Origin of the sequence: Companilactobacillus sp., assembly GCF_022484265.1 — a bacterium.
Lineage (GTDB): Bacteria > Bacillota > Bacilli > Lactobacillales > Lactobacillaceae > Companilactobacillus.
The window spans coordinates 1887060-1912968 of record NZ_JAKVLR010000001.1 but is presented as its reverse complement, the minus strand read 5'-3'; the positions used below and the strand labels follow the sequence as shown (position 1 = coordinate 1912968).

The window sequence follows — 25909 nt, the reverse complement described above, 5'->3', positions numbered from 1 at the left end:
TTACACAGTTAAATTACGTATTCCATTTCCAAAATTTTTTCAAAAAAAAGATGCATCCTATCGGGACGCACCTCAATATTTAATCCTTATTATTTTTGTAAGCCAGATAACTTGTTAAAATCCTCATCGCTTAATTGAACATTGGCTGCACTAACATTGTCCTTCAAATGTTCAACCGAACTAGTACCTGGAATTGGCAAGATATTGTCTGAACGCTTCAACAGCCATGCCAAAGCAATTTGAGCAGAACTGACGCCATATTTTTCAGCAATACTGTTCAATGGACTGTCTGGTTTTGCCAAATTACCAGTATCTAGAGGGAACCAAGGCAAGAAGGCAATTCCTTGTTCCTTGCAATAATCGACAATTGCATCGTCGCCAGTATGATGTCCAACGTTATACATGTTTTCAACGGCATCAATTTTGGCAACCTTTTGTGCCGACTTCAATTCATCCATAGTTACTTGACTGATACCAATATGCTTAATCTTGCCCTCATCTTGCATCTTCTTCAATTCGCCGATTTGGTCCTCGATTGGATAATGTGAATCGATTCTATGCAAGAACAACAAGTCTTCATGATCACGATTAAATTTACGTAATGAAAGTTCTACTTCTTGACGGAGAAATGCGGGTGCACCAACTGGTACCCAACCATTAGGTCCAACACGAACTTGACCGACCTTATCAGAAATAAAGATCTTGTCTGAATCCGGATATTCTTTCAAAGCTTTTGCCAAATAATTATCCGCATTCCAAGGGCCATAAGAGTCAGCTGTATCAACAAAGTTGACACCTAGATCAAATGCATGCTTGATCACGTCGACCGCTTGGTCACCGTCCTTGTAAGGACCCCAAGTGCCAGGGCCTGTAAGTTGCATCGTACCATAGCCTAGACGGTTAACAACGAAGTCCTTGTCAAATTCATATGTACCTGCTTTAGTTGCGCTAATTTCATCCATATATGTATACACTCCTTGTAAAAAAAATCCATGTAAAAAATTTATAGTTATTTTTTACATGGATAAACTAGTTCTTTTTTATATTGAATACAAACATTTGCTATATGGAATGTTGATGAATCGAATTAAATATCAGTGTTATAGGTAGTTAGAAAACAATCAATACCATTATTATATTTGTTGTTTTCTAAAAATCAGACATATGTTTTATTCTTGACGCAGCATCATTGACTGCTTGCTTTTGACTTGAGGTTGCATAAAATTCCCTTTGTAATTCTTGAACTGTTGTTGTATGTTCCTTCTCACCAGGACCACCAGTAGAATTTCTATTCTCGTAATCATTTGTCCAATACGTAATAGTACTTCCACTTGCTGAATAAGTCATTGTTGTCGCACCAGTTCCGCCACTTCCAAGGACATATCTACCCATTTCCTTGTTTACTCCAATGGTAATTGGAATATTTGCAAGATCATCTTCAACATTAAATCCCTTTTCATAGACCATAACGGCAATGGTATCGTTATCGGTAACAACAGAGTCAGAACTATTCTTCTTTTCGCTACTACCAGTGTTTTCATTAGAATTATTTGCCGATGCACTACTACTTGAACTTGCACTGCTTCCACCTGCAATACTTTCAAATGTTGATTGCACATCATTATTCTTAGTTGGTGTTAGATCTGGTGTACCACCGCTACTTTGGTCAACTAATGCGACTGGTTGGCCATCGTGGAAGGCGAAGAAATATGTGATGTGGTTTGGTGAACCGTTGTAATTATAAATGGCAACTACGTTGTAAGCATAGTGGCCCTTACCTGACTTGCTCCAACCAATTGAGGAATTTGAGCCATCGACGCTAACTTTGGTCAAGTCGTCTGGATAAACCATACCAGTCGATGTTTTGATCGTATGCTCTCCGTCAAATTTTTGATAAGACTGGTGCATTGTTGGTGCCCAATCATCGATAAATTTCTTTAACTGTGCATCTTTTGAATCATTCCAAAGAGCCTTTGAATCCTTGTCTGATGAGCTCTTAGAACTCTTGCTAACTGACGTTTTGGTCTGTGGACTGCTGCTTGAATTCGAGTTGTGATTTCCACAACCAGATAACAGCAATACACCTGTTGCAAAAAGTGTGATTAAACTTAATCCCCTAATTTTCATACTATTAACTGTCCCCTCAGTATTTTGAATTGCTACAGTTAAAGTTTATGCCAAAAGTTTTCAGTTCACAATATAAATATATTTATATAAAAAGGCGTTCATCAAAATGATTCAACAATTTAATTAAATATAGAGATGTTCTCCATTAATTTGCGTAATTTCAAAGCACTCCATGGCAAATATTCGGCAATCGTCAATCCCACTAAATCATTGTCAGATCCAAGTTGATTGAGAATTGTAATTGCCTTGTCTGGATCAAGCTTTCCGCCGGACACTTCATAGTCTGTGACACCTGGTTCATCAAAGTATTGGTCAAAAAAGAGATTTCTATCTAGGACATCGATGTCAAAGTGAATTGCAATCTTTGAAAAATGATGTTGATTGATCCACGCTTGAATTTTTTGAATATCGACCTGATTGTTGTCCTCAACTTGATACTTTAATCCCAATTCGGGCAGCAATTTCTTCTCATCATCTGTAGGTTCTTGTAAGCCAACATACAAAATTGAATCACTGGAAATTGAATTTTTTACTATCTTAGACACTGCGGGATCGCCCTTGCCCATCAAGTTCGCCAAAACCATGGCATGTTCATTTGGAAAAATTTGAGGATTGGAAATATCAGGATGAGCATCGATCCAAATCACGCCCAAATCGTCGCCATACTTGTCGTGCAAATATGAAAACGGTGCTTGTGAGACCATGCAATTTCCACCCAGCGTAATAATTTTGTCTGGCAATTCAGTATCGATTGCTTGTTGAGCTTTTTTAACATTATCAATGACAGTAGATTGAGCAGCAACGCCATTTTCTTTTTCCAAGTGTTCCTGATTCTTTTTCGGTGCAGCAACTGGAACTTTGATCAGCTTTTGATCAGGATTTTCAGGAGCTAACCAATTTAATAATTGGGCTCCAAAGAAATAAACTGGATTATCGCCTGATTGCCAGTCGGGAATCATTATTCTAATTGTTTTTGTCATAATCATTACCTCGATATTTATTTATTGAAATAATCATAAAGTCTATACTAACAATAGGGTCAAGGAGGATATGATGAAAAATATTTCTATCGGCGAAATGGCCAAAATTTGTAACGTTTCAATTCAAACGCTGCGTTATTATGACAAGATAAATTTAATCAAACCAGCCGCTCGTAATCCCGAAAATAACTATCGCTATTATTTAATCAGTCAAGTATTCCAAATCAATATCATTAAGTATCTTCAGTACTCTGGGTTATCGATTGAAGAAATCAGAAAGTCGCTAGATTTGACCGGCAACGACCTAGCTAACTTTTTACATCAGCAATCTCTTGAAATTGATGATCAGATTCGCCGACTTCAACGTAGTCAGCAACTGATCAACGGTCAAATCGAACAATTATCTGATTTGAATGAAATTCAGAAGCATCCCTTAGGAAAGGTTTATCAACGGCATATCGAGCAACAATCGATCATTCAAATTCCTGCTCAGCAGACAATTACGCCCATGGATTATCCCGATAAAGAGATGAGTGAATTGGATGAATTGTTGATTAAAAACGGGACGATTGGCAACCTGCAATACGGATTCAGCTATCCTTTAAAAAATTATCAGAACTTAAATGAGATACATTACACGCAAATACTCACGCAAGTTTTTACCACTGATATTTCCGAACTAAAAAGCCATCTAGAATCGATCCCAGATGGCGACTACTTGTGTATTGCGTTTTATTGGAGTCGGAAAAAATACTTAAATTACTATCAAAAGCTAAAACAAGAATTCACTCAAAAACATCCAAATAACATCGGTACGGTATACGAAATTTCTTCCGTCGACCGTTATGGATACCGAGGAGAGAATGATTTTATTTGTGAGTTGCGAGTGCAGATGTCTTAGAATTCCCCTATAAAAATAAATAAATATCAAATCTATTTTTTCATGAATTAATTTGATGTGTATATTCCTATAAATATGAATTGAATTTATATTTGAATTAAGCTATCTCTGCCAATATAATTACGTAAGGAAGCCGAATGAATAAAAGGAGGTATCAGCGATGGGCAATAATTTGGAAATAACAAAGTTAGAACAAAACATCAAAGATTTCTACTCAAAATCTTTTTCAGTCAATGATATTGATGATTCGTCTTATCTCAGGGTTGATACCCCTTTTTTCGATCGACACAATGACTCACTAATCATTTACGCCAAAAAAATTGGCGACCAATATATTATTACCGACGGTGGTTATATCCTTGATGATTTAGAAACTGACGGGATTTATATCTCCAGGTCCAAAAAAAGGAAAGCAATTCTCAAATCACAAATAAACTCATATTCCGTTCAACTTAATGAAGAAAACAACGAGCTTTTTGTTATAAACAAAAACATTGAAGACTTTGCACAGTCACAAAATTTACTTATTCAGGCGATGTTGTTTGTAAATGATATGTTTGTTTTATCTTCTAATACTGTTGGTGAAATCTTCAAATCTGATGTCGAGCGATTTTTCGAAGAAAATAACATACGTACATTTGAAGATCCCAATTTTGTTGGTACATCCGGAATGACTCATAAATTCGATTTCTCAATCGCCGGTCTAAGAAGAAAAGACATACCAGATAAATTGATCAAAGTAATGAATTCTCCTAGAAATGAATATTATGCAAAAGCACTAGCAACCGATGTAAGGCTGACTAAGCCTGTACTTAAAAATACAACGAATTTCTACATCATTATCAATGATTCAAAAGATGATATTGATTCAAAAATAATTAATTTGTTTAATTCCGAAAATATCACTCCTATTCCTTTTTCTGAAAGAAATGATTTTGTAGAAGAGCTTGCTGAATGACTGCTTATAATCATTTTTAAACCAACTAATGCACAATTTATTAATGTAAAAAGGTGTCTCGCATATCAACCGACATGTGAGACACCTTATTTTACTTCTTTCTCTTTTTCTTCTTACGTAGCTTACCTTTTGATTTTCTAACTCGATCAAGCGAGACTACTTTACCTTTGAATGCTGCAATCAAATCGTTAGCTTTCTTAGTAGTATACGTACCGTTATCTCCGATCATTTTTAGCATATTGCTTATCAGTTGAGCATCTTCTGGTGACTGATTTTTTCTGACCCAGGCTCCGAAATGTTCAATATTAGAAACACTCCAAATATCCGGAGTTTCTAAAGTCTGTGCATATAAGACGTCGACAACTTCAGAAATAGTTCGAGTAACATCCGGTGCATCAAACTTGTCGCTGAAATGGTATTTGTCTCTTTGAAGCCATAGAGACAATCCATATTGAACTCCTAAATTATGAGTGTTTTCAGCAACGCTTTGGCTCCACCTTAACGAACCATTCTCATCAATACGTGGTTCATCTAAATAATGTTTTTCTTTATCAACATCATAAAGTTCGGCAACGGCACCTAATTTTTGAGGATCATTTATGACTCCTTCTAATCCCTGATTTTCATCTTCTTCGTCATTTAAAAAGTTAATTGGACCTGCATCAAAATCATCATCGAATTCATCGTCATCAAACGGGTTGGCATCTCCCAATAAACTGTCGATTCCACCGTTCGCGTTTATTTCTTGGATAAAATCATCAACCGCTTTTTTATCGGAGAGATCGATTCCATTTTTGATCAGCTCACGACCTACAAGTTTGGCCGGCCCATAATTTTCAGGATTTTTAGCCAACTTGAGCATCTCTGGTTCCCCAGCTGCTAAGTAGCGTTTGAAGTTTTCGGAACGCGTTTTATTCAACCAGCCATTGTCAGAAACATAGTCCAATAATCCAGATATTGCCGGAACAATTAGTTTAAATTCGTCATCATCGAGGCTTAATTTAGCAACGAATTCATTCGCCATGATGCTAGTAATTGCTTTTTTCGTCCAAGATTTAGGAGTCTTTCTAAAGGCACCGTAGGCAGCTTCAGTTAGAAGTGAGAGTGAAGTCGATAAAATGAACTCAGTAGCACCCTTAGTTCGCTTTTTCCAAGCTGGACTTTCTACGTAGGAGTCTACCCAAGCTTGTGTGTAGGACATGATGTCTCGATAAGTGTGTTCTTGCCATTGCGGGAGATTAGGATCTTCAAACGGCATTTCAGGTTCAGGCATTTCATGCTTAATGTACGGAATTGGAGGCCCAGCTAAACCGGTGCCCTCTTCAAATTCGTAAATTAACGTCTTTAAGTCGTCAGAAGATAAGCTTAAATCTCCATCCCAGGCAGCAAAATTCAGAAATGCCCGAATAATAAAATAGAAATAAAGCATAGCTTCTGTAGAATCCGGACTATCATCTTTTTCCGCCTCTTCCAAAAGCGATGTTAGAGCATCAAGCAATATATCCTCGTTCCACGATTTTAATGTTTTAAATCCAGCGGAACCAATCAATTCTGCGAATGCAAAAACAATTTCTTTGACCATTGGCTTAGGATAATTGTGTAAGCTTTGAATCTCATTACTCTTAGAAAATTTTTCCCAGGCAGTTTTTACTTCGGTTTCGTAGTCCATTTGATGACCCCCGTTGTTATTCATTGATTCTAGTTTAACGTATCAAAAGAAGGGATTGCAGAAAAAAAGTGTTAGTAGACTTAATCCACCAACACGTTTGACTTTTTTCTATTAATTATTATCCTCGTTGGAATGGACCTTTTGGTTCAATCAATTCCAAGTGAGCGCCATCTGGGTCTTTGAAGTATACAACGCCTGTTCCAAAGCCTGACTTCAAACCATCAGCTTCTTCAAAAAACATTGGTTCGCCTTCTGGCTCAATTCCTAATTCTTTCAAACGAGCAACGGCTGCTTTAATGTCATCTACTTCAAAACACATGTGCATTGCACTTACTTGTTCATTTGAATACTTTGCCTCAGTTGACTTAGGCTCATCGTATTCCAAGATATCAATATTGATATTATCCAAATGGACATTAGCGTATTTAATCAACGTATCGTCCAAGCCTTGAACAGCAGCCATACGCTTGCCACCAAGTTCATCGATGTTAGAAACTTTGACACCGAATAATGCCTCATAAAATGGGATAGCCTTATCCAAATTCTTAACAGTGATACCTACATGATTTACTACTGAAAATCCTTTTGCCATAATTAGTTCCTCCAACCCTACGTTATTATATTTAGGTCAACATCAAGCCTTCTTTAACCTAATCCAAATTTAGTATACAATATTGAATTGTAATTAAAGAGTACGCACTTTTTCGTACGTAGGAAACTAAAAGTATGCGTTGTAATAAATCAACAGCTTAGGGGAGAAACATGGAGAAAAAAATTTATAACATTGGCGTTGAAGTTACCATGGATGTTATTGGTGGAAAGTGGAAACCTATTATATTATGCAATTTACGCCACGGTGAAAAACGCCCTAGTGAACTATTGCATTTGATCCCTAACATAAGTCAAAAAATGCTAAATCAAGAATTAAAAGAATTACAGCAAGATAACATCGTGGATCGGACAGTTTACAATCAAGTTCCATTAAAAGTGGTTTATTCATTAAGTGATTATGGACAGACGTTGGGAACTATTTTAACTGACCTATGCGATTGGGGAACCATGCATGCTCAAACCCTCGAAAGCGAAGGCAAAAATATCGAACTGTTAGAAAAAGAGATTTAATTAAGTTTTCAAAAGTTGTAACAATCATTTTCCTATATATACAATAATTTATACATTAAATATAAACTGGGGTTTCTTGGATGATCAAACATATCCAAGGAACCCCAGTTTTTTTACTTGCGGTATTTTGCTTAACGCACTCATAGATTGATTCTATGTAGGATTTTGAATTTAAAAAATAAAATAAAAAATTCAACCATTTAATTCATTGGTACGACCCAATTCATACTTTTTAGTGCGTACCGAACAAAAAAGTGGCTACTGTTCTTTATAAACAAAAGGATATATATTATCCACATGCTTTTAGTTAAACAAAAACAAATCATTAAATAACAAGGAGATTTTAATCATGTATAAGGACTTAAACAATAAAGTTGCTGTTATCACTGGTGGTTCAAAGGGAATTGGAACTGCAATCTCAAAACGTTTCGGTGAAGAAAAAATGAGCGTCGTTGTTAATTACAATTCTGACGCTAATGGTGCCGAAGCCGCTGTAGAGGAAATTAAAAAAGCTGGTGGTCAAGGTATAGCCGTTCAAGCAAATATTGGAACTGAAGAAGGCGTTCAAAAATTGATCAACGCAGCCGTTGATAACTTTGGAACAGTTGACGTTTGGGTAAATAATGCCGGTATGGAAAACCAGCATGAAACTCATGAATTATCATTGCAAGATTGGGAAAAAGTCATCAACGTTAATTTGACTGGCGTTTTTCTAGGTTCAAAAGCTGCATTGAATTACTTCGTTAAGAACAATAAAAAAGGCAATATTATTAACATGTCATCCGTTCACGAACAAATTCCATGGCCAACTTTTGCTCATTATGCAGCCTCAAAAGGTGGAGTTAAGTTGTTTACTGAAACAATTGCAATGGAATATGCTGCCAGAAATGTGCGTGTAAATAGTATTGGACCTGGTGCCATCAATACTCCGATCAATGCAAAAAAATTTGCTGATCCAGAGCAATTGGCTAACACAACTAAGATGGTGCCAATGCAAAGAATTGGTGATCCTAGCGAAGTTGCATCAGCTGCTGCTTGGTTAGCATCAGACCAATCAAGCTATGTTACAGGTATTACATTATTCGTTGATGGCGGAATGACTCTTTATCCTGCTTTCCAAGGTGGCCAAGGATAATAATTTATCTATAAATAGAGGTGTGAAATGAATATTTTAATTGCTTTGATTCCGGCTTTAGGTTGGGGAATTCAACCGATAATTTTAGGAAAAATTGGTGGGAAGCCTTCAAATCAAATTTTAGGAACAGGTATTGGAGCGTTGATTGTTGGCTTAATTATCAACTTTACGATGTCACCCAGTGCAATTCCAACAAAGGTGTTTCTAATTAGTTTACTCTCAGGCATTTTCTGGGTGATTGGTCAAGTTGGACAATATAAAGCCCTAAAATTGATTGGTGTATCAAAAACTATGCCTCTTACGACCGGCTTGCAATTAATTGGAACATCGATCATCAGTATCATCTTTTTTGGAGAGTGGGCTTCAAGTATTAGTAAAATTGGCGGCACCTTTGCTATCCTACTATTAATTATTGGAGCAGTTCTAACTTCATTCTCTGAAAAAAATACATCTAAAGATACCTTTTATAAAGGTTTAATGATCTTAGTTTTAACTAGTGTTGGTTATTGGATTTACAGTGCATTGCCAAAAATGGTTAATGCATCTGGATTGTCAATTTTCTTTCCACAAATGTTAGGAGTATTTATTGGAGCCACTGTCTATACATTATTTTCAAATCGAAGCGCTTTTAAAGCAACCGTCAGCTGGAAATTGGTTGTAATTGGATTAACCTTTAGCATATCTGCTTTAGCGTACATTTTCGCAGCTCAAGCAAATGGTGTAGTAACCGCCTTTATCATGACACAACTGAACGTTGTTGTAGCAACATTAGGTGGTTTGCTGATTCTAAAAGAGTCCAAAACACATAAGGAATTAATTTTTACGCTACTGGGATTGATACTTATCGTTGTTGGAAGCGTAATAACCGTATTTTTATAAGATAAATAATAGGAGAAGTTAAATATGATCAACTCATTAAATGACCGTATCACATTAAATAACGGCATAAGAATGCCAGGATTGGGACTTGGTGTTTACCAAATTCCTGATGAAGATACAGCAAAAGTCGTTGCCGATGGAATTAAAGCTGGCTATCGTTTGATTGATACTGCACAAATTTATGGTAACGAATCAGGTACTGGAAAAGGTATCAAAGAAGCACTTGCTGAAACAGGTTTAAACCGTGAAGATTTGTTTGTTACTTCAAAAGTTTGGAATAATCACCTAACTTATGATGAAACAATCGAACAATATAACAACAGTCTAGAAAAATTAGAATTGGATTATCTAGATTTATATCTGATCCACTGGCCTGGCGATAATTCTTTCAAAGAATCATATCGTGCATTAGAAGACTTGTATAAAGCCGGAAAAATCAAAGCAATTGGCGTAAGTAACTTTGAGATCCACCACCTGAAAGAATTGGCTGAAGACGCCTCTGTTACCCCTGTCTTGAACCAAGTTGAATCACATCCTCGTATGAGCCAAGATGAGTTACGCAAATATGCTGTAGCTAATGACATTAAGATCCAAGCTTGGTCTCCATTAATGCAAGGTCAAATTTTAAAAAATGAAACTTTGCAAAAAATTGCTGATAAGTATAACAAATCAGTTGCACAAGTAATTTTACGTTGGGACATTCAACGTGATGTAATGCTAGTAGTTAAGTCGGTTCGTCCTGAGAGAATGGCCGCCAATGCAAATGTCTTTGATTTTAATTTAGACAAAGAAGATATCAAAGCAATAAATGACTTAAACCAAAATTTACGTGTTGGTCCAGAACCAGATGAATTTGATTTCGAATAATTTTAAAAATTTAATATCAGAGGTAATTTATTATGACTAAAGGATTTTCAGTAGTAAATCACGTAGGTATCACGGTAAAAAATTTGGATAAAGCTATTCCATTTTACGAAGCTTTATTCGGCGTTAAAGTTTCTAACGTTGATGAACTTGGCGGTAAGCGTATGGCTGCCGTACAAGGATTAGACGATACATTGATCAAATATGCTAACGTCCATTTGGATAACATCAATATTGATATCTTGGAATACGACGAGCCTAAATCCACAGATGCTTCATATTCAAATGAACAAGTAAGTGCAATGCACATGTGTTTTGAAGTAGATGACATTAAAGCAGCCGTTGCTCGTTTGAAAGAACTAGGAATCGAGCCAGAAGGCGAACCAATGTTTTTTGAAGAAGCTGATGGTTTGAAGTCAGGCTTTGGAACAGGCGTTGTATACTTCAAAGACCCAGATGGCGCCCACTTAGAATTGATCGAACCAAAAGGTCCATTCCAACGCGGATAAGTATTTAATGACAAAATCTATTAAGGAGGATGTTGATGATGAGATTAGGAATTCTTGGAGCGGGGAAAATAGTTACCGAAGCATTACCAGTCATTTCAGCCGTTCCAGACATTCAATTAGCAGCAATTTTTGCTACACCTCGTAGTAAAGAAAAATTGCTTGAGATGCAAAACAAATACAACATTGAAAAAATTTATACGGATTTAGACGAACTGTTATCTGACGATGGCATTGACACAGTTTATGTTGCTTTGCCAAATAGCTTGCACTTCGATTTTGCAAAAAAGAGTTTGTTGGCCGGTAAGAACGTTATCAGTGAAAAACCATTTGTTGAAACAGTTGACCAGTTAATCGAATTACGTGCAATTGCAAAAGAAAAGAGCTTATTGTTAGTTGAAGCAATCACGAACCAATATTTACCTAATTATCAGGTTGTCAAAGACAATCTTGCTAAGTTAGGCGATATCAAATTAGTTATTGCCAATTACTCTCAATATTCATCACGATATGATGCGTTCAAAGCAGGCAAAATTTCCCCAGCATTCGACCCCACAAAAGGTGGCGGTGCACTAATGGATCTGAATATTTATAATCTACACTTGATTATCGGCTTATTCGGAAAACCTGCTAATATCCAATATCGTCCAAATATAGATGAAAACATTGATACATCGGGAATTGTTTCGCTTTCATATCCTAAACTACAAGCCTTGGCAATCGCAGCAAAGGATGCAGATGGCGACAGCAGCTTGATCATAGAAGGTACCAATGGTCGTTTAAAAGTGAACGGAGCTCCAAATACATTGGGCTCAGTAGAATTAACATTGCGTAATAAAGGTTCAATTAGGCTTGCACCAGACGATAACCATCACCGCATGCATGCTGAGTTTGTTCAGTTTGCAGAACTAGTAGCAAAACCTGATCCAGAATTTGTCAAAAAACGTTTAGACCATAGTCAACAGGTGTTAAAAGTTCTAGAACAAGCACATAAAAATCTATAATAAAATCATAATCCTCTCACTTCCACTTAAAGTCTGAGGATTATTTTTTTTACAATCAAATTTTCGTTCTTTTAAAAAAAATGTTACCTTAGAAATTATTTTTCCAAAGTAACAAATTTTAATTGAGCTATTAAATTTCAAATTGATCTCCACGTTTGCGTGGAACATTCCCGAACCAAATAACTGATTCAATAAAGATAATCGCAATACTCATCATTGGCCAGAAATAAGTCAAAATAAATCCAATCGTAAACAATATCACATGAAACCACATAAATTTCTTTTGACCGGCTCTGGTTTCAGCTAATTTCTTGGAAACTTTTGGATACTTATCTTTATGATCCCTGTATAACACTGCAATAAAAATATGAAATGTGATATTCCAACACGAATAAACAATCAGATAAAACATTTCCGGTGCACGCATCCACCAAAACTCACTGACCCAAGCAGTGGCGACCGGTAAAAATGCCATTACGAATAACCAAACGCTATTTGCCCAAAATGCTCGACGTGAGAACCACTTTGTCACTGATATAACATAGTGCTGATTGTACCAGCCGATACAAACCAAGATAAAGCTAACAACAAAGGAAACAAAATACGGAATCATCCCAAACATTGCACGTGCATGACCTGACTCTGGCGTTTTGATCTCCAAAATCATAATGGTAATAATAATTGCCAATACCCCATCACTAAAAGCCTCAATACGACCCTTCTTCATCAAATCGCCCCCTGAAAAATATCAGTATTATTATGCCCACAAGTCATTTATTATGAAAAGCATTTTGACACGAAAAAGCCACCTGGATCAATCATTCCAGGTGGTAATTAAATATCATTGTAATATGCGATAATTTATTGTTCTTGAAGTAATGATACCGCGTGCTGTACGGCCTGTTTTTGATCAGAAGTTGAATAGTACTTAGATACCAATTCTTTTAATGGAATCGTCGATTCCTTCTTAGTTTGTTCAGCGATACTTTCTCCACTATCAGGATCTAGTGTCCAGTAATGGACTGTGTCACCTTGGATTTGATACGTGATTTCTGAAGCAGCAGTTCCAGTGTCTAATTCATACTTTCCATCATCCAATGTGTAAAGATGCAATCCTTCTGAAAATGTCGAAGGATCATAGAATGATGCTGCATTCTGATAAACCATAATTCCTACTGTCTTTGGATCGGTCACTGTAACTTCAGCATCATCATTGTCGTCTGATTTTTGCGTGGAATCTGCTTGTGGATGAACATCCTTCATATTGCCGACACTTGGGAATGTCACCTTTTTGTTTTGAGCCATGTTTGTAAAAGCTGTATTCAATTCTTTACGAGTCGATTTCTTGATGATCGGCTTTGCATTCTGCGTGTCGCTGACCAAAACAACTGGTTGTTTCTTGTGGAAAGCGAAGAAGAAAGTCTGATGACCTTCGATGGCTGCGTTTTGATTGTCGTAATCATAGATTGCAACCACGTTATAATCTTTCGAGCCGTTTCCCGTTTTGCTCCAACCAATGCTATCTTTAGAATCTTCTACAGTTGCTTTTGAAAAATCTTTAGGAAATGTTGCGCCAATTGAGGTCACCATTGATCCATGACCACTATATTCCTTAAACGCAGTATTCCAAGACCAACCAAGAGCCTTCATATATGATCCCAATTTCTTATCTTTTGAGTTGTTCCAAAGTGGCGCAGCCTTCTTAGGCTGAGTTTGTTCAGTCTTAGTTTGCGAACTGCTTTGTTTTTTCGAACTATTATTGCTACACCCCGTTATCGCAATGATAAGAATAGAAAGTATTGCAATTTTCTTCCAGTTATTATGCTGCATGAAATATCTTCCCCTTTGTAAATATTTCCCCCTAAAGCATAATTTAAGTCTATTCTTATGCGATTTTTAATTCAATTTTATTATTAAAATATTTATGAAAAGTCTGAGTAATGTAAGAATTAATACATGTTCATCATCGACAAGTTTTACAAAATCATTTTAATTCCAAAGTAAAAGATGATAACTCCCAATAATGGCGTTAAAAAAGTATTTATTTTGACATAATTCATTTTTTTCAGGACAAGTGGAGTGATCACTGAACCAACGATTGCACCAACCATCAAACCTAAGCCCGCGGTCCAAGCAAATTGACTGGTGAATAAATGGGAGATAAATCCGATCAACGACATTACCCATAGCACATAGGTTGTCGTACCTGCGGCCTCAACTGCACCAAGTCCCATAATAGTTAATCCTCCAACAGTTGTTGCACCACCGCTAAGCCCACCGATTCCTACCATCAAGCCACTTAATAATCCCAAACTTATAGCTAACCAATTGCTATCTTTTTTATTATTGTCGCTTTCTGTATGGCGGAAAAATTTGATCAGCACAATAATCCCCATGACCATTAAGATCAGTCCAACAATCCAGTTGTACACATTCAAAGGTATGTACTTAGCCGATACTGTTCCAATAACAATCCCAGGAATTGCCGACAAGATCATTTTATTGCCAATTTTGAATTCGACATTTTTTACCTTCAGTTGCGTTAAAAAGCCGAAGAACAACGCTGGCAAAGCAATAAAGAGCGACGTTGGAGCGGCAATTGGTGCTGGGATATGAAGTTGACTAGTCAGAACCCCTAAATATAGCGATGCACCACCGCCACCGATCAAACTAACAAATGCTCCAATTAAAAATCCATAAATAACAACTAACATTGATTCCCTCCTATAACCGGAATTGATTCCATTTGCATATAATAAACGGATTATATTCCACTTGTCAAATATAGTTAATTAGGCTATGTTATTAGAAAACACGTAAAGGACTATTGTGATGCGGAAAGATGCTTTAGAAAATCGGCAAAAGATTTTAAATATCTCCCGAAAATTATTTGAAAAACAAGATATCGATTCAATTGGTATGAAAGAAATTTCGGACGCTGCAGGAATCGGTATCGGCACGCTTTATCGCAATTATGAAAATAAAAGTGCCTTGTCAATGGCGCTTGTCTATGATGATATGGAAACTTTTATTGAAAAAAATTCTAATGCGCTTGCCGACAAAACCTTAACCGGCGTTGATCAATTCAAAACTATCCTAATGAGCTATTTAAACTTTCGTGAAAAGAACATGCAATTGCTCAACAGCGTAGAAAATGACTCTCAGCAAGGAACAATTTTTTACCAAAGCGACATTTACCAGGAACTAGTCAACCTATTTAAAGGCACAATTAAAAAAGTCAGCCCTGATTTAACTAATCAAGAACTGACTTTTAAAGCCGACATGTTAATCGCCATGTTGAAGAGCGATATTTATTCGTTTGAGAGAACTTACCGAGGACTATCGCAAGGTGAGTTGTTGGATAATATAGTTAAGTTATTTAAGTAGTAGAAAGTATCGTATAATTGATTTTTCCTAATATTTCAGTATTTTCACAAAATCATTCGAACCTGCTGTACTTCTAGCGGTATCCAAACTCTCATAACCGTTTAAAAGTACAATGGGCTGCTCAAATGAATCTATCTACCAATTACATCTGATTTAATCACAAAAATCATTCCATAACATTTCATAGTTAGAAATTAAACTATTGATTTTAATCCATCGATAATATTAGTAAAATACGCTGGCAGAAATCCATTCAATTGCTGTTTTAAAATACTTTTATTGTCCTGAATCCAATTTATGATTTCATTCGTCTCATAATCTTCATTACCAATATATTCTGATATTTTTCTTGCCAGATATCGATCGTTTATTCCAAGTCCGAATACTATTTTTTCACTTTTCTTGGCCAATCCCACGCTAACTGATTCCTGTAGTTGTATTAATCTATTTTTCTTAACAGGATCATCAATCATTTCAGATAATGATGACAAATACATAGAAAAGTTATATTGAAAATCTTGTTCACATATACTTACCACACTTTCAATGGAAGCTCTTTTATTATGTATCTTAACATCGCCAAATCCTTTCCATCTGGTTACCAACAGTTCATATGACTCACCATTTATCCAAGCTTTTAGTAACTCTAACACTGTTTGTTGATCTTCATCTTGTAAAATGGTATCTCTTAGAATGATGTACGGCCAAATAGTTACAAGATTAATATTGATATCATCTGAGTACAAAATATTATCAATATTTTCGCTGACCCATTTGTTCATATGAATTGAATCATTTATTCCACACAATGTCCTACTGAACAGTTTAGCCGAGGTTGAATTTACGTTATATTTTACTAGTTTGTCATATAATCGGTGAAATAACTCAATTAGTAACTCTTTTTTCTTTTCATTTGCTATGTGATACGCATACGTGTTTTTGGCAATGTCATCTACGTTATCAGCAATATCACCAAGTTGAATTATTTCCCAAAAACTCATTAAAAAGTTTTCAATCTTTTCAATTGTTTGAGCCTTTTCCAGATATGCCTTTTCTAAAAATCTTTGACTTTCCTTAATATTAATACGTATCCATAGATTTGGATCATCTAAAAAATCATTGTTAAACCATTCATCAATTGTCAATATGTGAGAATTATAATCAAATTCATTTACGGGTTTTTCCACAAACAAATCTAGCAATGAGCTGCCTAAATTTTCTATCTTCATGTTATTCATGATTGTTATGATTGCAGTTTTAATTTTTGTATTTGACGTTTTACTATTATTTTCAACAAAAATTGTATTTCCCTCGTTAACAATACCTGATCTCCCAACACGACCGATCAAATTATTGATATCTCTAGATTTTAGTTGCAGTTTTCCATTACCCAAGGAAGTGACAATCATTGTTTTTATGGGTAAGTTAACCCCCTGTGATAAGGTTGTTGTACATAGTAATAGTCCTATGTGTTTTTTTCGAGCAGCATATTCAATTGAATTTCTTATGCCCAAAGGGATGTCTCGATCATGAACAAAAACCCCGTATTTAAACGCTTGAACAAATACATTATCACTACCAAAATTGAGTTGAAGAAGCATCGATATTTTCTCTTTTTCAGATATCAAAGTATCATTTAAAATGTTTTTTTCAAATTTCTGATTAGAATCTGCATAAGTGACAAATTCATTGGCTAAATTTTTCAATGAATCTTTTCTTGGAACAAAAACTGCAACCATCCCTTTGCCGGAAAACTTTTCTGTTAAAAGAACTGTTTCCCATCTTAGGGCAGTACTTTTATTAGCTCGTTTAAAATTCGGTTCAGTTTTATTTTTTGTTATTCTTTTTGGTTGAATAATATTTTTTATTTTAACCCAACCATCATCAAATGCATCTTCCTGGCGAATCAAAAATAAATTTCCAAAATTATTTTTGGAATCCCATTTTGCAAATCCGTACGTATTAGAATATCTTTTAGCTTTAACACTGGAGATTGCGATGTTTTTACCTGAGTTAAACCATTCTGATATTGTTTGTGGATTACCAATTACTGCTGAGATAAATAGTCTCTGAATTTTGGGATCGACAAGTCTATCCAATGTTGCCTGTAGCAATTCAAACGTTACACCTCGCTCTCCAGCATCTAATTGATGTGCCTCATCAAATATTATCGTTGATACATCATCGAGAATGTTTTCTTCTACATGAATCAAAAACATTAATTTCTCTGGAGTGACAATTAAAACGCTTGGCAAATCATTCCGTGAATTTTTTGAAAAGTAGTCATCATTCATTTCTTCGTTTAACTTATTAATGTTTACTTTATCATCGTTGAAATCATGTTTTAATTTATTAAATATCTCGTCCCGTATTGATTTAAATGGAACAACCACGATAGCTGTTTTCAGCTTACCTTGTGCCATTTTAGAACGTAAAATCAAAGAAATGGATGCAGTTTTGCCGGTTCCTGTTGGCATTTGAATGACTGCGGATTTATTGTCAAAAACTCCTGCCTCTCCTAATTTCTTTTGAGAAGACCATAACAATGGAACAACCTTGTTAGATCTAACTTCATCAATCCAGAAATCCTTGGACGAATTGGAAAAATGTGGCAATAGTTCGATCGTCGCATACTCAATCTCCTTTTTTATAACACCAAAGATTGATTCAATTGCAATGACATCATCATCAGTTCCATTTTGGTATGCTTTATTCATTTCATCTGAAATTATGTCAAATAATTCATTTTTCTCAATTTCCCCGTTTAGAAATTTCATTGTCTGATTCCCAATTTCAGTTTCTTTATGTTTTTGCTTTGAGTCGTTTGATAACACTTCAAGTAATATCAATTCATAATATGACAACTTAGAATCATTTACATTTTTAAGTAATACATTGGAAGCACCCGGATAACCTGCCAGATAATACAGAACAGCTCCATATAAACACAATTTGGAATCCATGTAGAATTTATTCTTTGTATCTTCTACTGAAGTTAACAAATCTAAATATTTTGCAGAAAATTGTAGGTCATTTGAATCTATCGGATCCCCTATTAAAAAGTTGGTCAATGAACCCATGACAAAATAAAAGAGCTCACTCCATGTTCCAATATCAATATTGCTTCTCTTTTCGCTTAAATCACCATATTTTTCATTTAACCACATTTTCTTTAAAACTTTTTCATTTTCATTCATCACAAGTTGCTCCTAGTTCGCTATATAAAATATTTTTCAAGCCATCAAAATCGCTTCCGTGAAGTATTAATAATTTAAGCTTATCCCCATGTGGTGAATTGTTTAATACGACTTTATTAATGGCATCTCTTTTGTTTTTTGTGCTGTCAACAACTGCCGCCGCTAAATAAGTTATTTTGAACGGTTTTTCTAGTATATTTTCAAACCGAGTTATTTTTTTGTATTCGTTTTTGGGAACGTTCCTATTCTTTTTTAGTCTCATTTTTGTTGCAGATAAAGTAACACTTGTTCGTGCATTTTTTGTTTCAACATCATCTTGACTAACATCATCCACCGCTTGTTGTAAACGTTCATTGACTCGGGTACTTTTGGAAAGGCCACTTTTCACTTCACAAACACATAATTCATCATTCTCATTGAATTCATCTGATTTCACAATCTTTATTGCTAATAAGTCAGCACCCATAGTAGATTTGTTTTTATTATGTTTTCCCTGATATCTATCGATTAAACTTGGAACCCAAAATCTCCTGACATACATCAAATAATCTGCAACCATAATCTCTCCAAAATCTCCTGTGCGTACGTTTCTACTCACCGATGTTTTGTCAGGATAAATGTAGTTATCTAGATATTCGATTGCATTACTAGACCCTGTTGATTCTACTTCTTCCTTAAGATCATCGTCTTCGATATATCTTCTTCTAAAATCTTGTGCCCATTCAGTTAAGACACCATGATTGCTCATCGGAATATCTAAGTTAACATTTCGAACAACATGACCATCATCAGTCTTCATGTCATCTTTTTGTATGAAAAAATCCGCAAAAAATCGAAATCCGCGAGTATCCATTTGATAACCCTCCATATTTTATGAAATTTTCTATGAAAATTTATTAGTATAAATAAAAAAGAGAACACAAATATGTGTCCTCTCTTCACTTTTACACTCTTAAACTTTTATTCCCACTCAATAGTGGTAATAAATTGATAACCCTTATTATACAGGGGTAAACAACGATTCACAATTACTTTGGCAGGTTATTGGCAGGGAACTTTATTGATTGATTCCCGTTGAATTTATTAATTGGTTTTTCTGCCGTTGTATAGTGAATATTCCCTGTCATCATTTCTGCCAACTCTTCATCATTTCTACTCCACAAATGAGCATAATGTTTTAGGGTTATTTCCGGACTAGAATGACCCAGTCTTTTTGAAACTAATAAAACACTGGCATTAAACTCATTGATCAAATAACTCACGTGAGAGTGTCTTAACCCTTTCCCTTGAATTTCGGGTACATGAGCAAGTTTTGCATGCCTATGAATGGTTCTACTAACAGTTGATCGATATAGTGGTAAATCGTTAATACTCATTATGTAATGAGTTATTCCGTGACTCTCTTGTTCCTGTTTCCAATCTCTTAAAATATGAATCGTATCATCATCCAAACTGATTGTTCTCAATCCCGCGTAAGTCTTCGTATAAGGCTTTCTTACAAAATTGGAATGGTTTTTCATTTCTAATGTATGATGAATTCTCGCCTTCTTATGAGTAAAGTCAATATCTGACCAATTTAAAGCCAATCCTTCACTCACTCGTACGCCAGTCATGTAATAAAACCAAATCATTACAAAACACATATGATCATAAAAATCGTCAACGCAGAAAGTTGATAACACTTGTTCAAACTGGTGCCTTGTCCAAAATGGGACAATTGACTTCTTTTTTGGAATTGACAAAGTGTTTTTAGAAACATTTTTGCTTAAAAATTGCATAGTTACAGCATAATTCAAACTTTGTCGAAATTTACCATACACAAGAGAACTATACGCAAGCGAAAATCCACTTTTATTGATTAGCCAAAGCCTATACCTTTCACAATCTGCAATCTTGATTTCTCTGACCTTTATTCTTTTAAAATAATTCTTTGCCAGGTTTAGTGCATAAATGTGAGATTGATAAGTGCTTTTCTCAACGCTAGATTTGTAAAATGGCAAGAAAAAAGTATCAATGAAATCAACATAATTTAGGTCATAATTGGAATAACCGTTATTTATTTGATAGTCACGCTTAACCCTTGTCAATTCTTCATAGGCGGAATGCGCAGAATTGAACTGACGTCCTAAAGAATCATACCGTGATTTCTTTTGTATTCTTTTTCCTGTAATTTCATCGGTCCCTAATTCTGTTTGATAAAAATAGGAACCCTTCTTATCCAAATAAACTCCAACATACTTTGTTTTACTCATCATCAATTCCTTCAACTAATGAGAATCCTAGTATTTCTTCAACAACGCTTATTGGGACAAACGATAGTCTTCGATTAAGATAAAAAGGATAACCCCTTTGTACCATAATTCGTTTTGATTGTCGAATGACCGTTGAAGCAGTGTGTTCCTTTAATCCCATTTCCATCAATCCATTTTTATCTATTGTTGAGCGCATTTTTTAATCATCTTCTTTCTTGTACTGAACTAAGAACAAATCCTCTACGCTTACATTTTTCATTTGATTAGCGTGTTTCTTTAACCACATTAGCGTGTCTTCATTAGGTGAATATCCCTGTAAATAGTCTTGCTCAATCTTTATAAAAAATTTCTCCAGAGAATCATATCCCCACAATTGTTCAATCTTATAAAACACCGGATATAATCCCGAACCATTTCGTAAGTATGATACCGATCTTGCTAAGTCGTTATCTCTTGGAGATATTTTTGATAGTTTTGGAAACTTTTGATTCACTAATTCTAATAAATCATTCGTAATATCTAAGGGTTTCGTCTTATCAATATTCCAAAATTGAAATTTTTCTGTGATTTTATCAGATATCAAACTAGATAGCTGTTTGCTATCTTTACAACTTTTAACCATGTCTGTAAGTTGATGAGCATATTTGCCTCTAAAGACTACCTCGAACCTTATCCAACTATCTGAATCAATGGCAATATTGTAATATTTCCCAAAGGAATTTAATTGCTCGTCTTTTTTGTTATATACCCGCATGAATGAATCAACATTAGCCTTTCTGGAACCTAAATAAAATGTATTTATTCGACCATCAGTAATAATAGCTGAACGTTTAGAAATACTTTCTCGCATTCTTGAATCAACTAAAACTGCTTGTGGATTCGGACCGTTCATTTCTTCATATAATGTATTTACGGTCATCGGATAATTAAAATAATCTGCTGTAAAATCAATTCTACTTAGTCTCACTGAATAATTTTTACTATTTAAATCCTCTAATACATCAGAAATCAAGATATCCTTTTCATACTTTATTGACCATCTATTTTGAAATTCTTTCCAAGCTGATGCGGAAAATTTTAAAACCACACCCATATTCATAAACAACGGATGATAAGCAATTCCCAAATAAAATGGATTCTCTCCATACGTAAACCCCTTCTTATATCCCTGTGGAACCTTTTCTAACAGTTCATAATCACCAAAATAGATCAAAGAGCTTTAATTTACTTGAAACTTCATTGGCTATAATCAAGGCATATTTTTCCCAATCATCAATTTTTTTAATACGATTCTTGTCTCCTTGAAACACAACCGTAAACTCATCTATACCAACGTCTAATATCCTATCCATATTTATTTCTCCGGTGGAGCGCCGGTAATTACATTACCGGCGCTTCCTATGCCATCTAAAGGATTAAAATTCAGTGTTGGAATCGAACAAATTTGAGGGGTATTTGCTACACCTGGACATATAAATAAACCTTCACCCAGATTTAGGAATTGATTTGGAACCTTAACACCAGTTCCAAAGGCTGTCACATATGTTTGTGGCTCGGCATTACCTAGCACTAACTTAAATGGCAAGTTCTCACGTAATGATGTTGGGATACTATCTGATCCAGATTTTTGCATAGCTATCCAAATGAATACACCCAGCTGTCTACCCTGCCAAATAATTTGATTTAGCATTGACTGAATTTTGTCTCTCTCATCCTTCTTTTTTGTATCCAAGATACTTTTAAACAAAGCGAATTCATCAATTATCAATACGGAAGGAGGGTATCCAAAGTCTAAATAAGTTGAATTGAGATCATTCTCCATCTTTTGTCCAAGCTCTTTTTTTCTTTCTGTCATATTTCCATAGAATTCTTTAATCATGGATTCAATCTCTTCAAAAGAAGTGGCTACTCTTTGATTATTGAGCTTTTTACCAAACACATATAGGCCTGACTTCTTTGGGTCAGCAATAAAAACGTCATATTCATTCTCTCGCATAATCATTTGAAGAATAAACGCATATAACGAATACGTTTTCCCAGAGCCTGTCTGACCAACAATTAAAGCAGATTGCATTTTAATGGCATGACTGTTATCAATAAAAATCTCGTCTTCCGTATAGTTCTGATTGAACTTCTTAAATGAGTTTGCCGAGTTAAAAATCATTTTGGGATTTACCGAACGATCCTCAAGTTCATATTTGTACCAATCCTCATCCCTGGTTTTCCCTTGATTAACAACAACATATTTTCCCAGAACACTGGAAAAATTAACATTTTCCAATTTTTTTTCAATATCTACTGAATTACGAATCTTTAAAGTTGCTCTTGATTTATCATTGCTAATTTTCAATTTTATTATTGGAATATTAGCAATATCCGAAGAACTTAAAGTGTAGATTCCACTATTTAAACAAGCGGAGCGAACCCTTTTTATTAATGAATAATGGAGAATACTGTTCTTAGGGTCAGTACATAATTTATTTCTGACAATCCATGGAACAATCTCAAAGAGTAAGACGATACAAGCCATAATACTTAAAACAATATTAAACATTAATGGATCATAATTGATGAAACTAAGATTACTAATTTTAGTATTTAGAACTATAGCAACCAAGATTATTATCTCTATGACAACAAACGTTATACCATTGATAATTCTCTGTGTTTTATGTTTATTTAGATTTAACATTTAATTTCACAACTTCCTCAAATCTAAGTATTAAATCAAAGCCAATTGCAAAACTCTTGTCAGGTATAAAATTCTTTAAAGCAACATACTCACCTTTCTTGATAGGTATGTAATCCTTGTGATTCAAAATTGTTACATCAAACGTATTAAACAGATTGCTATCTCGCTTTCGACTTGTTTTTTTATCAATTCCATAATCGATATCATCTTTAATTACTTGTAAAGTTAGAATAACTCCATTATCATTTTCCACTTTCCTGCTTTGATACGGCCGTTGTGAAACCAGTCTAAATTGATTATGAAAACCATTTAATAATTTTTGATAATCAATTTCAGTTTTACTAAATTCAAACGCATTTGTAAGTGCCATAATGTTACCTCCAAAAAGTAATGTTATAGATAATCGCTGCAGCTAATCTATACATTAATGATATAAGTTGTTTCAGTTACAACCCAGGATATAATATAATTAAATTCATACAAAATATCCTTGACATTTTCTAAAAGAGGCATTCAAATGGATTACTTAAAAACATTAGTACCATCGATATCAAAACGAATACAAATCCTTAGAACAATTAAGATCAACCCACTTAATAACAAAATGGGGATTTCGTTAGAAGATTTAACTGGAGATTCAAAACTTACGAAATGCATTGAAGATGGGGTAGTCAAAAAAGGCAACAAAACATATATTCCAGATTCCGCACTCGCAAATATTTGTTCATCCTTACAACAAGATACAACGACTATCATATTTGGAAACAATTCTAATTTTGATGGTTACATTAAAGAAATATTTTTTGACACTGCGATTAATATAAAACAAATTGAAACCACGAATCTTATTTGTAGCTATTACTTGATTCAGCAAGATGATCAAATACTTAAGTGTACAAATGCTATTACTGAGTGTTTATTCTTCCGAGGTGAATTTTCTAAATGTTGGTATGAAGCGAAAATTCAGTCATTGAATGATAGTAGTAGTAATTATATTTCTCTCAATAAATATTCGACCGAATTATGGCTTAAAACAATTGAAGACTTATATAATTTTAGTAAAGAACAAATTGAAAAGAGCTTTAGAAATACATTTTTATCAGATTATCATGGTTTACACAATTTTATTTCTTTGAAGAATTTTAATTATCGAATTACTACATGGATAAACCATGACTTAATCAAAATCATTACAGGTGAAAATTCAAATTTGCACAAGAACAGAAAAATGTCGCTAGGTTTCCAAGTCAAAGAAATTATGAATGAAGTTTACGAGCAAAAGTTGAAGGAACAACGATTAGACGATAGAATACCCAAGAGTGCCACGTCTGCAATGAGAGGAAAAGATCCGTTTGAAGAAAAAAACTGGGAAGATGATTTCAAAAAATGTAACAAACTAATACAACAACAGAACATATTTTATCCACTAATGTTTGAATCAAATAAGCACTGAAAATTGTATGTTTTTTTACTAATTGTTGTCTTAATAGTGCTTTATTAGATAATTTATATTACTATTTAGATATAAATATAATGTTATAGGGAGCATTTTAAATGAAAAAATTAGGTATATTATTTTTGGGGATAATATTATCATTTACTTTAGTAGCTTGTTCTTCCAATAATTCATCTAGTACTGAATCAAAGCCAATTGAATTTAGACAGTTGAGTAAAGCTGATCGAAAAAATGTAAAATTTAAATTTGATCTTAAACGTGCTAAAGATTTGGATTATGATCCTAAAGCCCCTTTGGATAATGGTGGTCCTTCTATGCGATTTAATGTAACCATTCATAATAATACTTCTAAAAATATCCGATTTTATAATAATTGCTGGATGGTCAGTGATGGCATGGATGATTGGAACAATACTGAAGGTTATCCTACCAATTCACATGGTTCTCAAATAGTTAAAAGTCATTCTACTAAGACATTGAAAGATATTATTTCTGGCCATGGTACTGCCCAACTTGGATTATTGAGCAAAAATGTTTATTTACGATATGAAAATATCCTTCTGTACAAGGGTTCATATCAATCTTATTTCGATTTAATCAATAAGTTAGAACATAATCAACCTGGTGATCCAAATTACAAAACTATTGATAATGCAGACTAGTATAACTACCAACATATGTTGGTAGTTTTTTTGTTGTCATCGATGATTTATAATTATATTTATAAAATTAAAAGGGGGTACTGATTTGAATGAGTTTATTTAAAAAATCTAATAACGT

General features: G+C 34.5%; 27 protein-coding genes. 11 read left to right on the top strand and 16 right to left on the bottom strand.

Features of this window, described 5'->3' with window-relative positions; genetic code table 11:
• Positions 1 to 89: 89 nt before the first annotated feature.
• The 3 genes from LKF16_RS09120 to LKF16_RS09110 all read right to left on the bottom strand — a co-directional run bounded on the left by LKF16_RS09120 (position 90) and on the right by LKF16_RS09110 (position 3107).
• Positions 90 to 962 (bottom strand): aldo/keto reductase, encoded by an 873-nt coding sequence (locus LKF16_RS09120; RefSeq protein ID WP_291470712.1) that lies wholly within the window; start codon positions 960 to 962, stop codon positions 90 to 92.
• Between the two features lie 187 nt (positions 963 to 1149).
• Positions 1150 to 2127 (bottom strand): Lreu_0056 family protein, encoded by a 978-nt coding sequence (locus tag LKF16_RS13100; RefSeq protein WP_363305523.1) that lies wholly within the window; start codon positions 2125 to 2127, stop codon positions 1150 to 1152.
• Between the two features lie 119 nt (positions 2128 to 2246).
• Positions 2247 to 3107 (bottom strand): arginase family protein, encoded by an 861-nt coding sequence (locus tag LKF16_RS09110; RefSeq protein ID WP_291470710.1) that lies wholly within the window; start codon positions 3105 to 3107, stop codon positions 2247 to 2249.
• A gap of 73 nt (positions 3108 to 3180) precedes the next feature.
• Between LKF16_RS09110 and LKF16_RS09105 the strand changes: the two genes are divergently transcribed.
• Both LKF16_RS09105 and LKF16_RS09100 read left to right on the top strand, forming a co-directional pair.
• A complete protein-coding gene (locus LKF16_RS09105; protein ID WP_291470708.1) occupies positions 3181 to 4008 on the top strand; it encodes a MerR family transcriptional regulator in 828 nt (275 codons plus the stop codon).
• A 160-nt stretch (positions 4009 to 4168) separates the two neighbouring features.
• The gene (locus tag LKF16_RS09100; RefSeq protein WP_291470706.1) at positions 4169 to 4966 is read left to right on the top strand and encodes a DUF1828 domain-containing protein; all 798 of its coding nucleotides are present in this window, start codon (positions 4169 to 4171) and stop codon (positions 4964 to 4966) included.
• A 91-nt stretch (positions 4967 to 5057) separates the two neighbouring features.
• Here the strand turns inward: LKF16_RS09100 and LKF16_RS09095 are convergent, their stop codons facing one another.
• On the bottom strand, positions 5058 to 6635 hold the full coding sequence (locus LKF16_RS09095) for a hypothetical protein (protein ID WP_291470704.1): 1578 nt from the start codon (positions 6633 to 6635) through the stop codon (positions 5058 to 5060).
• Positions 6636 to 6753: 118 nt separating this feature from the next.
• On the bottom strand, positions 6754 to 7227 hold the full coding sequence (locus LKF16_RS09090) for a VOC family protein (RefSeq protein ID WP_291470702.1): 474 nt from the start codon (positions 7225 to 7227) through the stop codon (positions 6754 to 6756).
• Positions 7228 to 7397: 170 nt separating this feature from the next.
• Between LKF16_RS09090 and LKF16_RS09085 the strand changes: the two genes are divergently transcribed.
• The 6 genes from LKF16_RS09085 to LKF16_RS09060 all read left to right on the top strand — a co-directional run bounded on the left by LKF16_RS09085 (position 7398) and on the right by LKF16_RS09060 (position 12145).
• Entirely contained in the window at positions 7398 to 7757 is a 360-nt protein-coding gene (locus tag LKF16_RS09085; protein ID WP_291470700.1) for a winged helix-turn-helix transcriptional regulator, read from the top strand.
• A 349-nt stretch (positions 7758 to 8106) separates the two neighbouring features.
• Complete coding sequence (locus tag LKF16_RS09080; protein WP_291470698.1) at positions 8107 to 8892, top strand: glucose-1-dehydrogenase; 786 nt, start codon at positions 8107 to 8109, stop codon at positions 8890 to 8892.
• Between the two features lie 27 nt (positions 8893 to 8919).
• Complete coding sequence (locus tag LKF16_RS09075) at positions 8920 to 9771, top strand: GRP family sugar transporter (protein ID WP_291470697.1); 852 nt, start codon at positions 8920 to 8922, stop codon at positions 9769 to 9771.
• A 24-nt stretch (positions 9772 to 9795) separates the two neighbouring features.
• On the top strand, positions 9796 to 10638 hold the full coding sequence (locus LKF16_RS09070; RefSeq protein WP_291470696.1) for an aldo/keto reductase: 843 nt from the start codon (positions 9796 to 9798) through the stop codon (positions 10636 to 10638).
• 32 nt (positions 10639 to 10670) lie between these two features.
• Positions 10671 to 11144 (top strand): VOC family protein, encoded by a 474-nt coding sequence (locus LKF16_RS09065; protein WP_291470694.1) that lies wholly within the window; start codon positions 10671 to 10673, stop codon positions 11142 to 11144.
• A 38-nt stretch (positions 11145 to 11182) separates the two neighbouring features.
• Positions 11183 to 12145 (top strand): Gfo/Idh/MocA family protein, encoded by a 963-nt coding sequence (locus LKF16_RS09060; RefSeq protein WP_291471078.1) that lies wholly within the window; start codon positions 11183 to 11185, stop codon positions 12143 to 12145.
• Between the two features lie 130 nt (positions 12146 to 12275).
• Here the strand turns inward: LKF16_RS09060 and LKF16_RS09055 are convergent, their stop codons facing one another.
• The 3 genes from LKF16_RS09055 to LKF16_RS09045 form a co-directional block, all read right to left on the bottom strand.
• Positions 12276 to 12872: a TMEM175 family protein gene (locus tag LKF16_RS09055; protein WP_291470692.1), complete on the bottom strand. Its 597-nt coding sequence runs from the start codon at positions 12870 to 12872 to the stop codon at positions 12276 to 12278.
• Between the two features lie 134 nt (positions 12873 to 13006).
• The gene (locus tag LKF16_RS09050; protein WP_291470690.1) at positions 13007 to 13975 is read right to left on the bottom strand and encodes an Lreu_0056 family protein; all 969 of its coding nucleotides are present in this window, start codon (positions 13973 to 13975) and stop codon (positions 13007 to 13009) included.
• A 146-nt stretch (positions 13976 to 14121) separates the two neighbouring features.
• Entirely contained in the window at positions 14122 to 14859 is a 738-nt protein-coding gene (locus LKF16_RS09045) for a sulfite exporter TauE/SafE family protein (RefSeq protein WP_291470688.1), read from the bottom strand.
• Between the two features lie 118 nt (positions 14860 to 14977).
• On the opposite strand from LKF16_RS09045, the gene LKF16_RS09040 reads away from it, so the two are divergent.
• Entirely contained in the window at positions 14978 to 15532 is a 555-nt protein-coding gene (locus LKF16_RS09040; RefSeq protein ID WP_291471076.1) for a TetR/AcrR family transcriptional regulator, read from the top strand.
• Positions 15533 to 15726: 194 nt separating this feature from the next.
• Here LKF16_RS09040 and LKF16_RS09035 read toward each other — a convergent pair whose 3' ends face one another.
• From LKF16_RS09035 to LKF16_RS09000, 8 genes are all read right to left on the bottom strand, one after another.
• Positions 15727 to 18729, bottom strand: a complete 3003-nt coding sequence (locus LKF16_RS09035) for a DEAD/DEAH box helicase (RefSeq protein WP_291470687.1) — start codon at positions 18727 to 18729, stop codon at positions 15727 to 15729.
• Entirely contained in the window at positions 18722 to 19582 is an 861-nt protein-coding gene (locus LKF16_RS09030; RefSeq protein WP_291470685.1) for a hypothetical protein, read from the bottom strand. Before LKF16_RS09030 ends, LKF16_RS09035 begins: the two co-directional genes overlap by 8 nt.
• A gap of 175 nt (positions 19583 to 19757) precedes the next feature.
• Positions 19758 to 20981, bottom strand: a complete 1224-nt coding sequence (locus LKF16_RS09025) for a tyrosine-type recombinase/integrase (protein WP_291470683.1) — start codon at positions 20979 to 20981, stop codon at positions 19758 to 19760.
• Entirely contained in the window at positions 20974 to 21177 is a 204-nt protein-coding gene (locus LKF16_RS09020) for a DUF3173 domain-containing protein (protein WP_291470681.1), read from the bottom strand. Before LKF16_RS09020 ends, LKF16_RS09025 begins: the two co-directional genes overlap by 8 nt.
• Before the next feature lie 3 nt (positions 21178 to 21180).
• The gene (locus LKF16_RS09015; RefSeq protein ID WP_291470679.1) at positions 21181 to 22107 is read right to left on the bottom strand and encodes a replication initiation factor domain-containing protein; all 927 of its coding nucleotides are present in this window, start codon (positions 22105 to 22107) and stop codon (positions 21181 to 21183) included.
• Positions 22108 to 22177: 70 nt separating this feature from the next.
• Positions 22178 to 22333 carry a hypothetical protein gene (locus tag LKF16_RS09010; RefSeq protein WP_291470678.1) on the bottom strand — a complete coding sequence of 52 codons (156 nt, stop codon included), beginning with the start codon at positions 22331 to 22333 and terminating at the stop codon, positions 22178 to 22180.
• A 2-nt stretch (positions 22334 to 22335) separates the two neighbouring features.
• Positions 22336 to 23598, bottom strand: a complete 1263-nt coding sequence (locus LKF16_RS09005) for an FtsK/SpoIIIE domain-containing protein (RefSeq protein ID WP_291470676.1) — start codon at positions 23596 to 23598, stop codon at positions 22336 to 22338.
• Positions 23599 to 23656: 58 nt separating this feature from the next.
• Positions 23657 to 24043 carry a hypothetical protein gene (locus LKF16_RS09000; RefSeq protein WP_291470675.1) on the bottom strand — a complete coding sequence of 129 codons (387 nt, stop codon included), beginning with the start codon at positions 24041 to 24043 and terminating at the stop codon, positions 23657 to 23659.
• Positions 24044 to 24190: 147 nt separating this feature from the next.
• On the opposite strand from LKF16_RS09000, the gene LKF16_RS08995 reads away from it, so the two are divergent.
• Together LKF16_RS08995 and LKF16_RS08990 are read left to right on the top strand one after the other, a co-directional pair.
• On the top strand, positions 24191 to 25126 hold the full coding sequence (locus LKF16_RS08995; protein WP_291470673.1) for a hypothetical protein: 936 nt from the start codon (positions 24191 to 24193) through the stop codon (positions 25124 to 25126).
• 101 nt (positions 25127 to 25227) lie between these two features.
• On the top strand, positions 25228 to 25791 hold the full coding sequence (locus tag LKF16_RS08990; protein WP_291470671.1) for a hypothetical protein: 564 nt from the start codon (positions 25228 to 25230) through the stop codon (positions 25789 to 25791).
• Positions 25792 to 25909: the final 118 nt, after the last annotated feature.

What these genes read in the sequence shown, in the direction of transcription:
- LKF16_RS09090 (WP_291470702.1), bottom strand. Translation starts at nt 7,227, where the DNA reads ATGGCAAAAGGATTTTCAGTAGTAAATCATGTAGGTATCACTGTTAAG.
- LKF16_RS09105 (WP_291470708.1), top strand. Translation starts at nt 3,181, where the DNA reads ATGAAAAATATTTCTATCGGCGAAATGGCCAAAATTTGTAACGTTTCA.
- LKF16_RS09070 (WP_291470696.1), top strand. Translation starts at nt 9,796, where the DNA reads ATGATCAACTCATTAAATGACCGTATCACATTAAATAACGGCATAAGA.
- LKF16_RS09055 (WP_291470692.1), bottom strand. Translation starts at nt 12,872, where the DNA reads ATGAAGAAGGGTCGTATTGAGGCTTTTAGTGATGGGGTATTGGCAATT.
- LKF16_RS09025 (WP_291470683.1), bottom strand. Translation starts at nt 20,981, where the DNA reads ATGAGTAAAACAAAGTATGTTGGAGTTTATTTGGATAAGAAGGGTTCC.
- LKF16_RS09040 (WP_291471076.1), top strand. Translation starts at nt 14,978, where the DNA reads ATGCGGAAAGATGCTTTAGAAAATCGGCAAAAGATTTTAAATATCTCC.
- LKF16_RS08995 (WP_291470673.1), top strand. Translation starts at nt 24,191, where the DNA reads ATGGATTACTTAAAAACATTAGTACCATCGATATCAAAACGAATACAA.
- LKF16_RS09085 (WP_291470700.1), top strand. Translation starts at nt 7,398, where the DNA reads ATGGAGAAAAAAATTTATAACATTGGCGTTGAAGTTACCATGGATGTT.
- LKF16_RS09100 (WP_291470706.1), top strand. Translation starts at nt 4,169, where the DNA reads ATGGGCAATAATTTGGAAATAACAAAGTTAGAACAAAACATCAAAGAT.
- LKF16_RS09110 (WP_291470710.1), bottom strand. Translation starts at nt 3,107, where the DNA reads ATGACAAAAACAATTAGAATAATGATTCCCGACTGGCAATCAGGCGAT.
- LKF16_RS09060 (WP_291471078.1), top strand. Translation starts at nt 11,183, where the DNA reads ATGAGATTAGGAATTCTTGGAGCGGGGAAAATAGTTACCGAAGCATTA.
- LKF16_RS09120 (WP_291470712.1), bottom strand. Translation starts at nt 962, where the DNA reads ATGGATGAAATTAGCGCAACTAAAGCAGGTACATATGAATTTGACAAG.
- LKF16_RS09035 (WP_291470687.1), bottom strand. Translation starts at nt 18,729, where the DNA reads ATGAATGAAAATGAAAAAGTTTTAAAGAAAATGTGGTTAAATGAAAAA.
- LKF16_RS09030 (WP_291470685.1), bottom strand. Translation starts at nt 19,582, where the DNA reads ATGGATACTCGCGGATTTCGATTTTTTGCGGATTTTTTCATACAAAAA.
- LKF16_RS09065 (WP_291470694.1), top strand. Translation starts at nt 10,671, where the DNA reads ATGACTAAAGGATTTTCAGTAGTAAATCACGTAGGTATCACGGTAAAA.
- LKF16_RS09050 (WP_291470690.1), bottom strand. Translation starts at nt 13,975, where the DNA reads ATGCAGCATAATAACTGGAAGAAAATTGCAATACTTTCTATTCTTATC.
- LKF16_RS09095 (WP_291470704.1), bottom strand. Translation starts at nt 6,635, where the DNA reads ATGGACTACGAAACCGAAGTAAAAACTGCCTGGGAAAAATTTTCTAAG.
- LKF16_RS09075 (WP_291470697.1), top strand. Translation starts at nt 8,920, where the DNA reads ATGAATATTTTAATTGCTTTGATTCCGGCTTTAGGTTGGGGAATTCAA.
- LKF16_RS09000 (WP_291470675.1), bottom strand. Translation starts at nt 24,043, where the DNA reads ATGGCACTTACAAATGCGTTTGAATTTAGTAAAACTGAAATTGATTAT.
- LKF16_RS09020 (WP_291470681.1), bottom strand. Translation starts at nt 21,177, where the DNA reads ATGCGCTCAACAATAGATAAAAATGGATTGATGGAAATGGGATTAAAG.
- LKF16_RS09010 (WP_291470678.1), bottom strand. Translation starts at nt 22,333, where the DNA reads ATGGATAGGATATTAGACGTTGGTATAGATGAGTTTACGGTTGTGTTT.
- LKF16_RS08990 (WP_291470671.1), top strand. Translation starts at nt 25,228, where the DNA reads ATGAAAAAATTAGGTATATTATTTTTGGGGATAATATTATCATTTACT.
- LKF16_RS13100 (WP_363305523.1), bottom strand. Translation starts at nt 2,127, where the DNA reads ATGAAAATTAGGGGATTAAGTTTAATCACACTTTTTGCAACAGGTGTA.
- LKF16_RS09045 (WP_291470688.1), bottom strand. Translation starts at nt 14,859, where the DNA reads ATGTTAGTTGTTATTTATGGATTTTTAATTGGAGCATTTGTTAGTTTG.
- LKF16_RS09080 (WP_291470698.1), top strand. Translation starts at nt 8,107, where the DNA reads ATGTATAAGGACTTAAACAATAAAGTTGCTGTTATCACTGGTGGTTCA.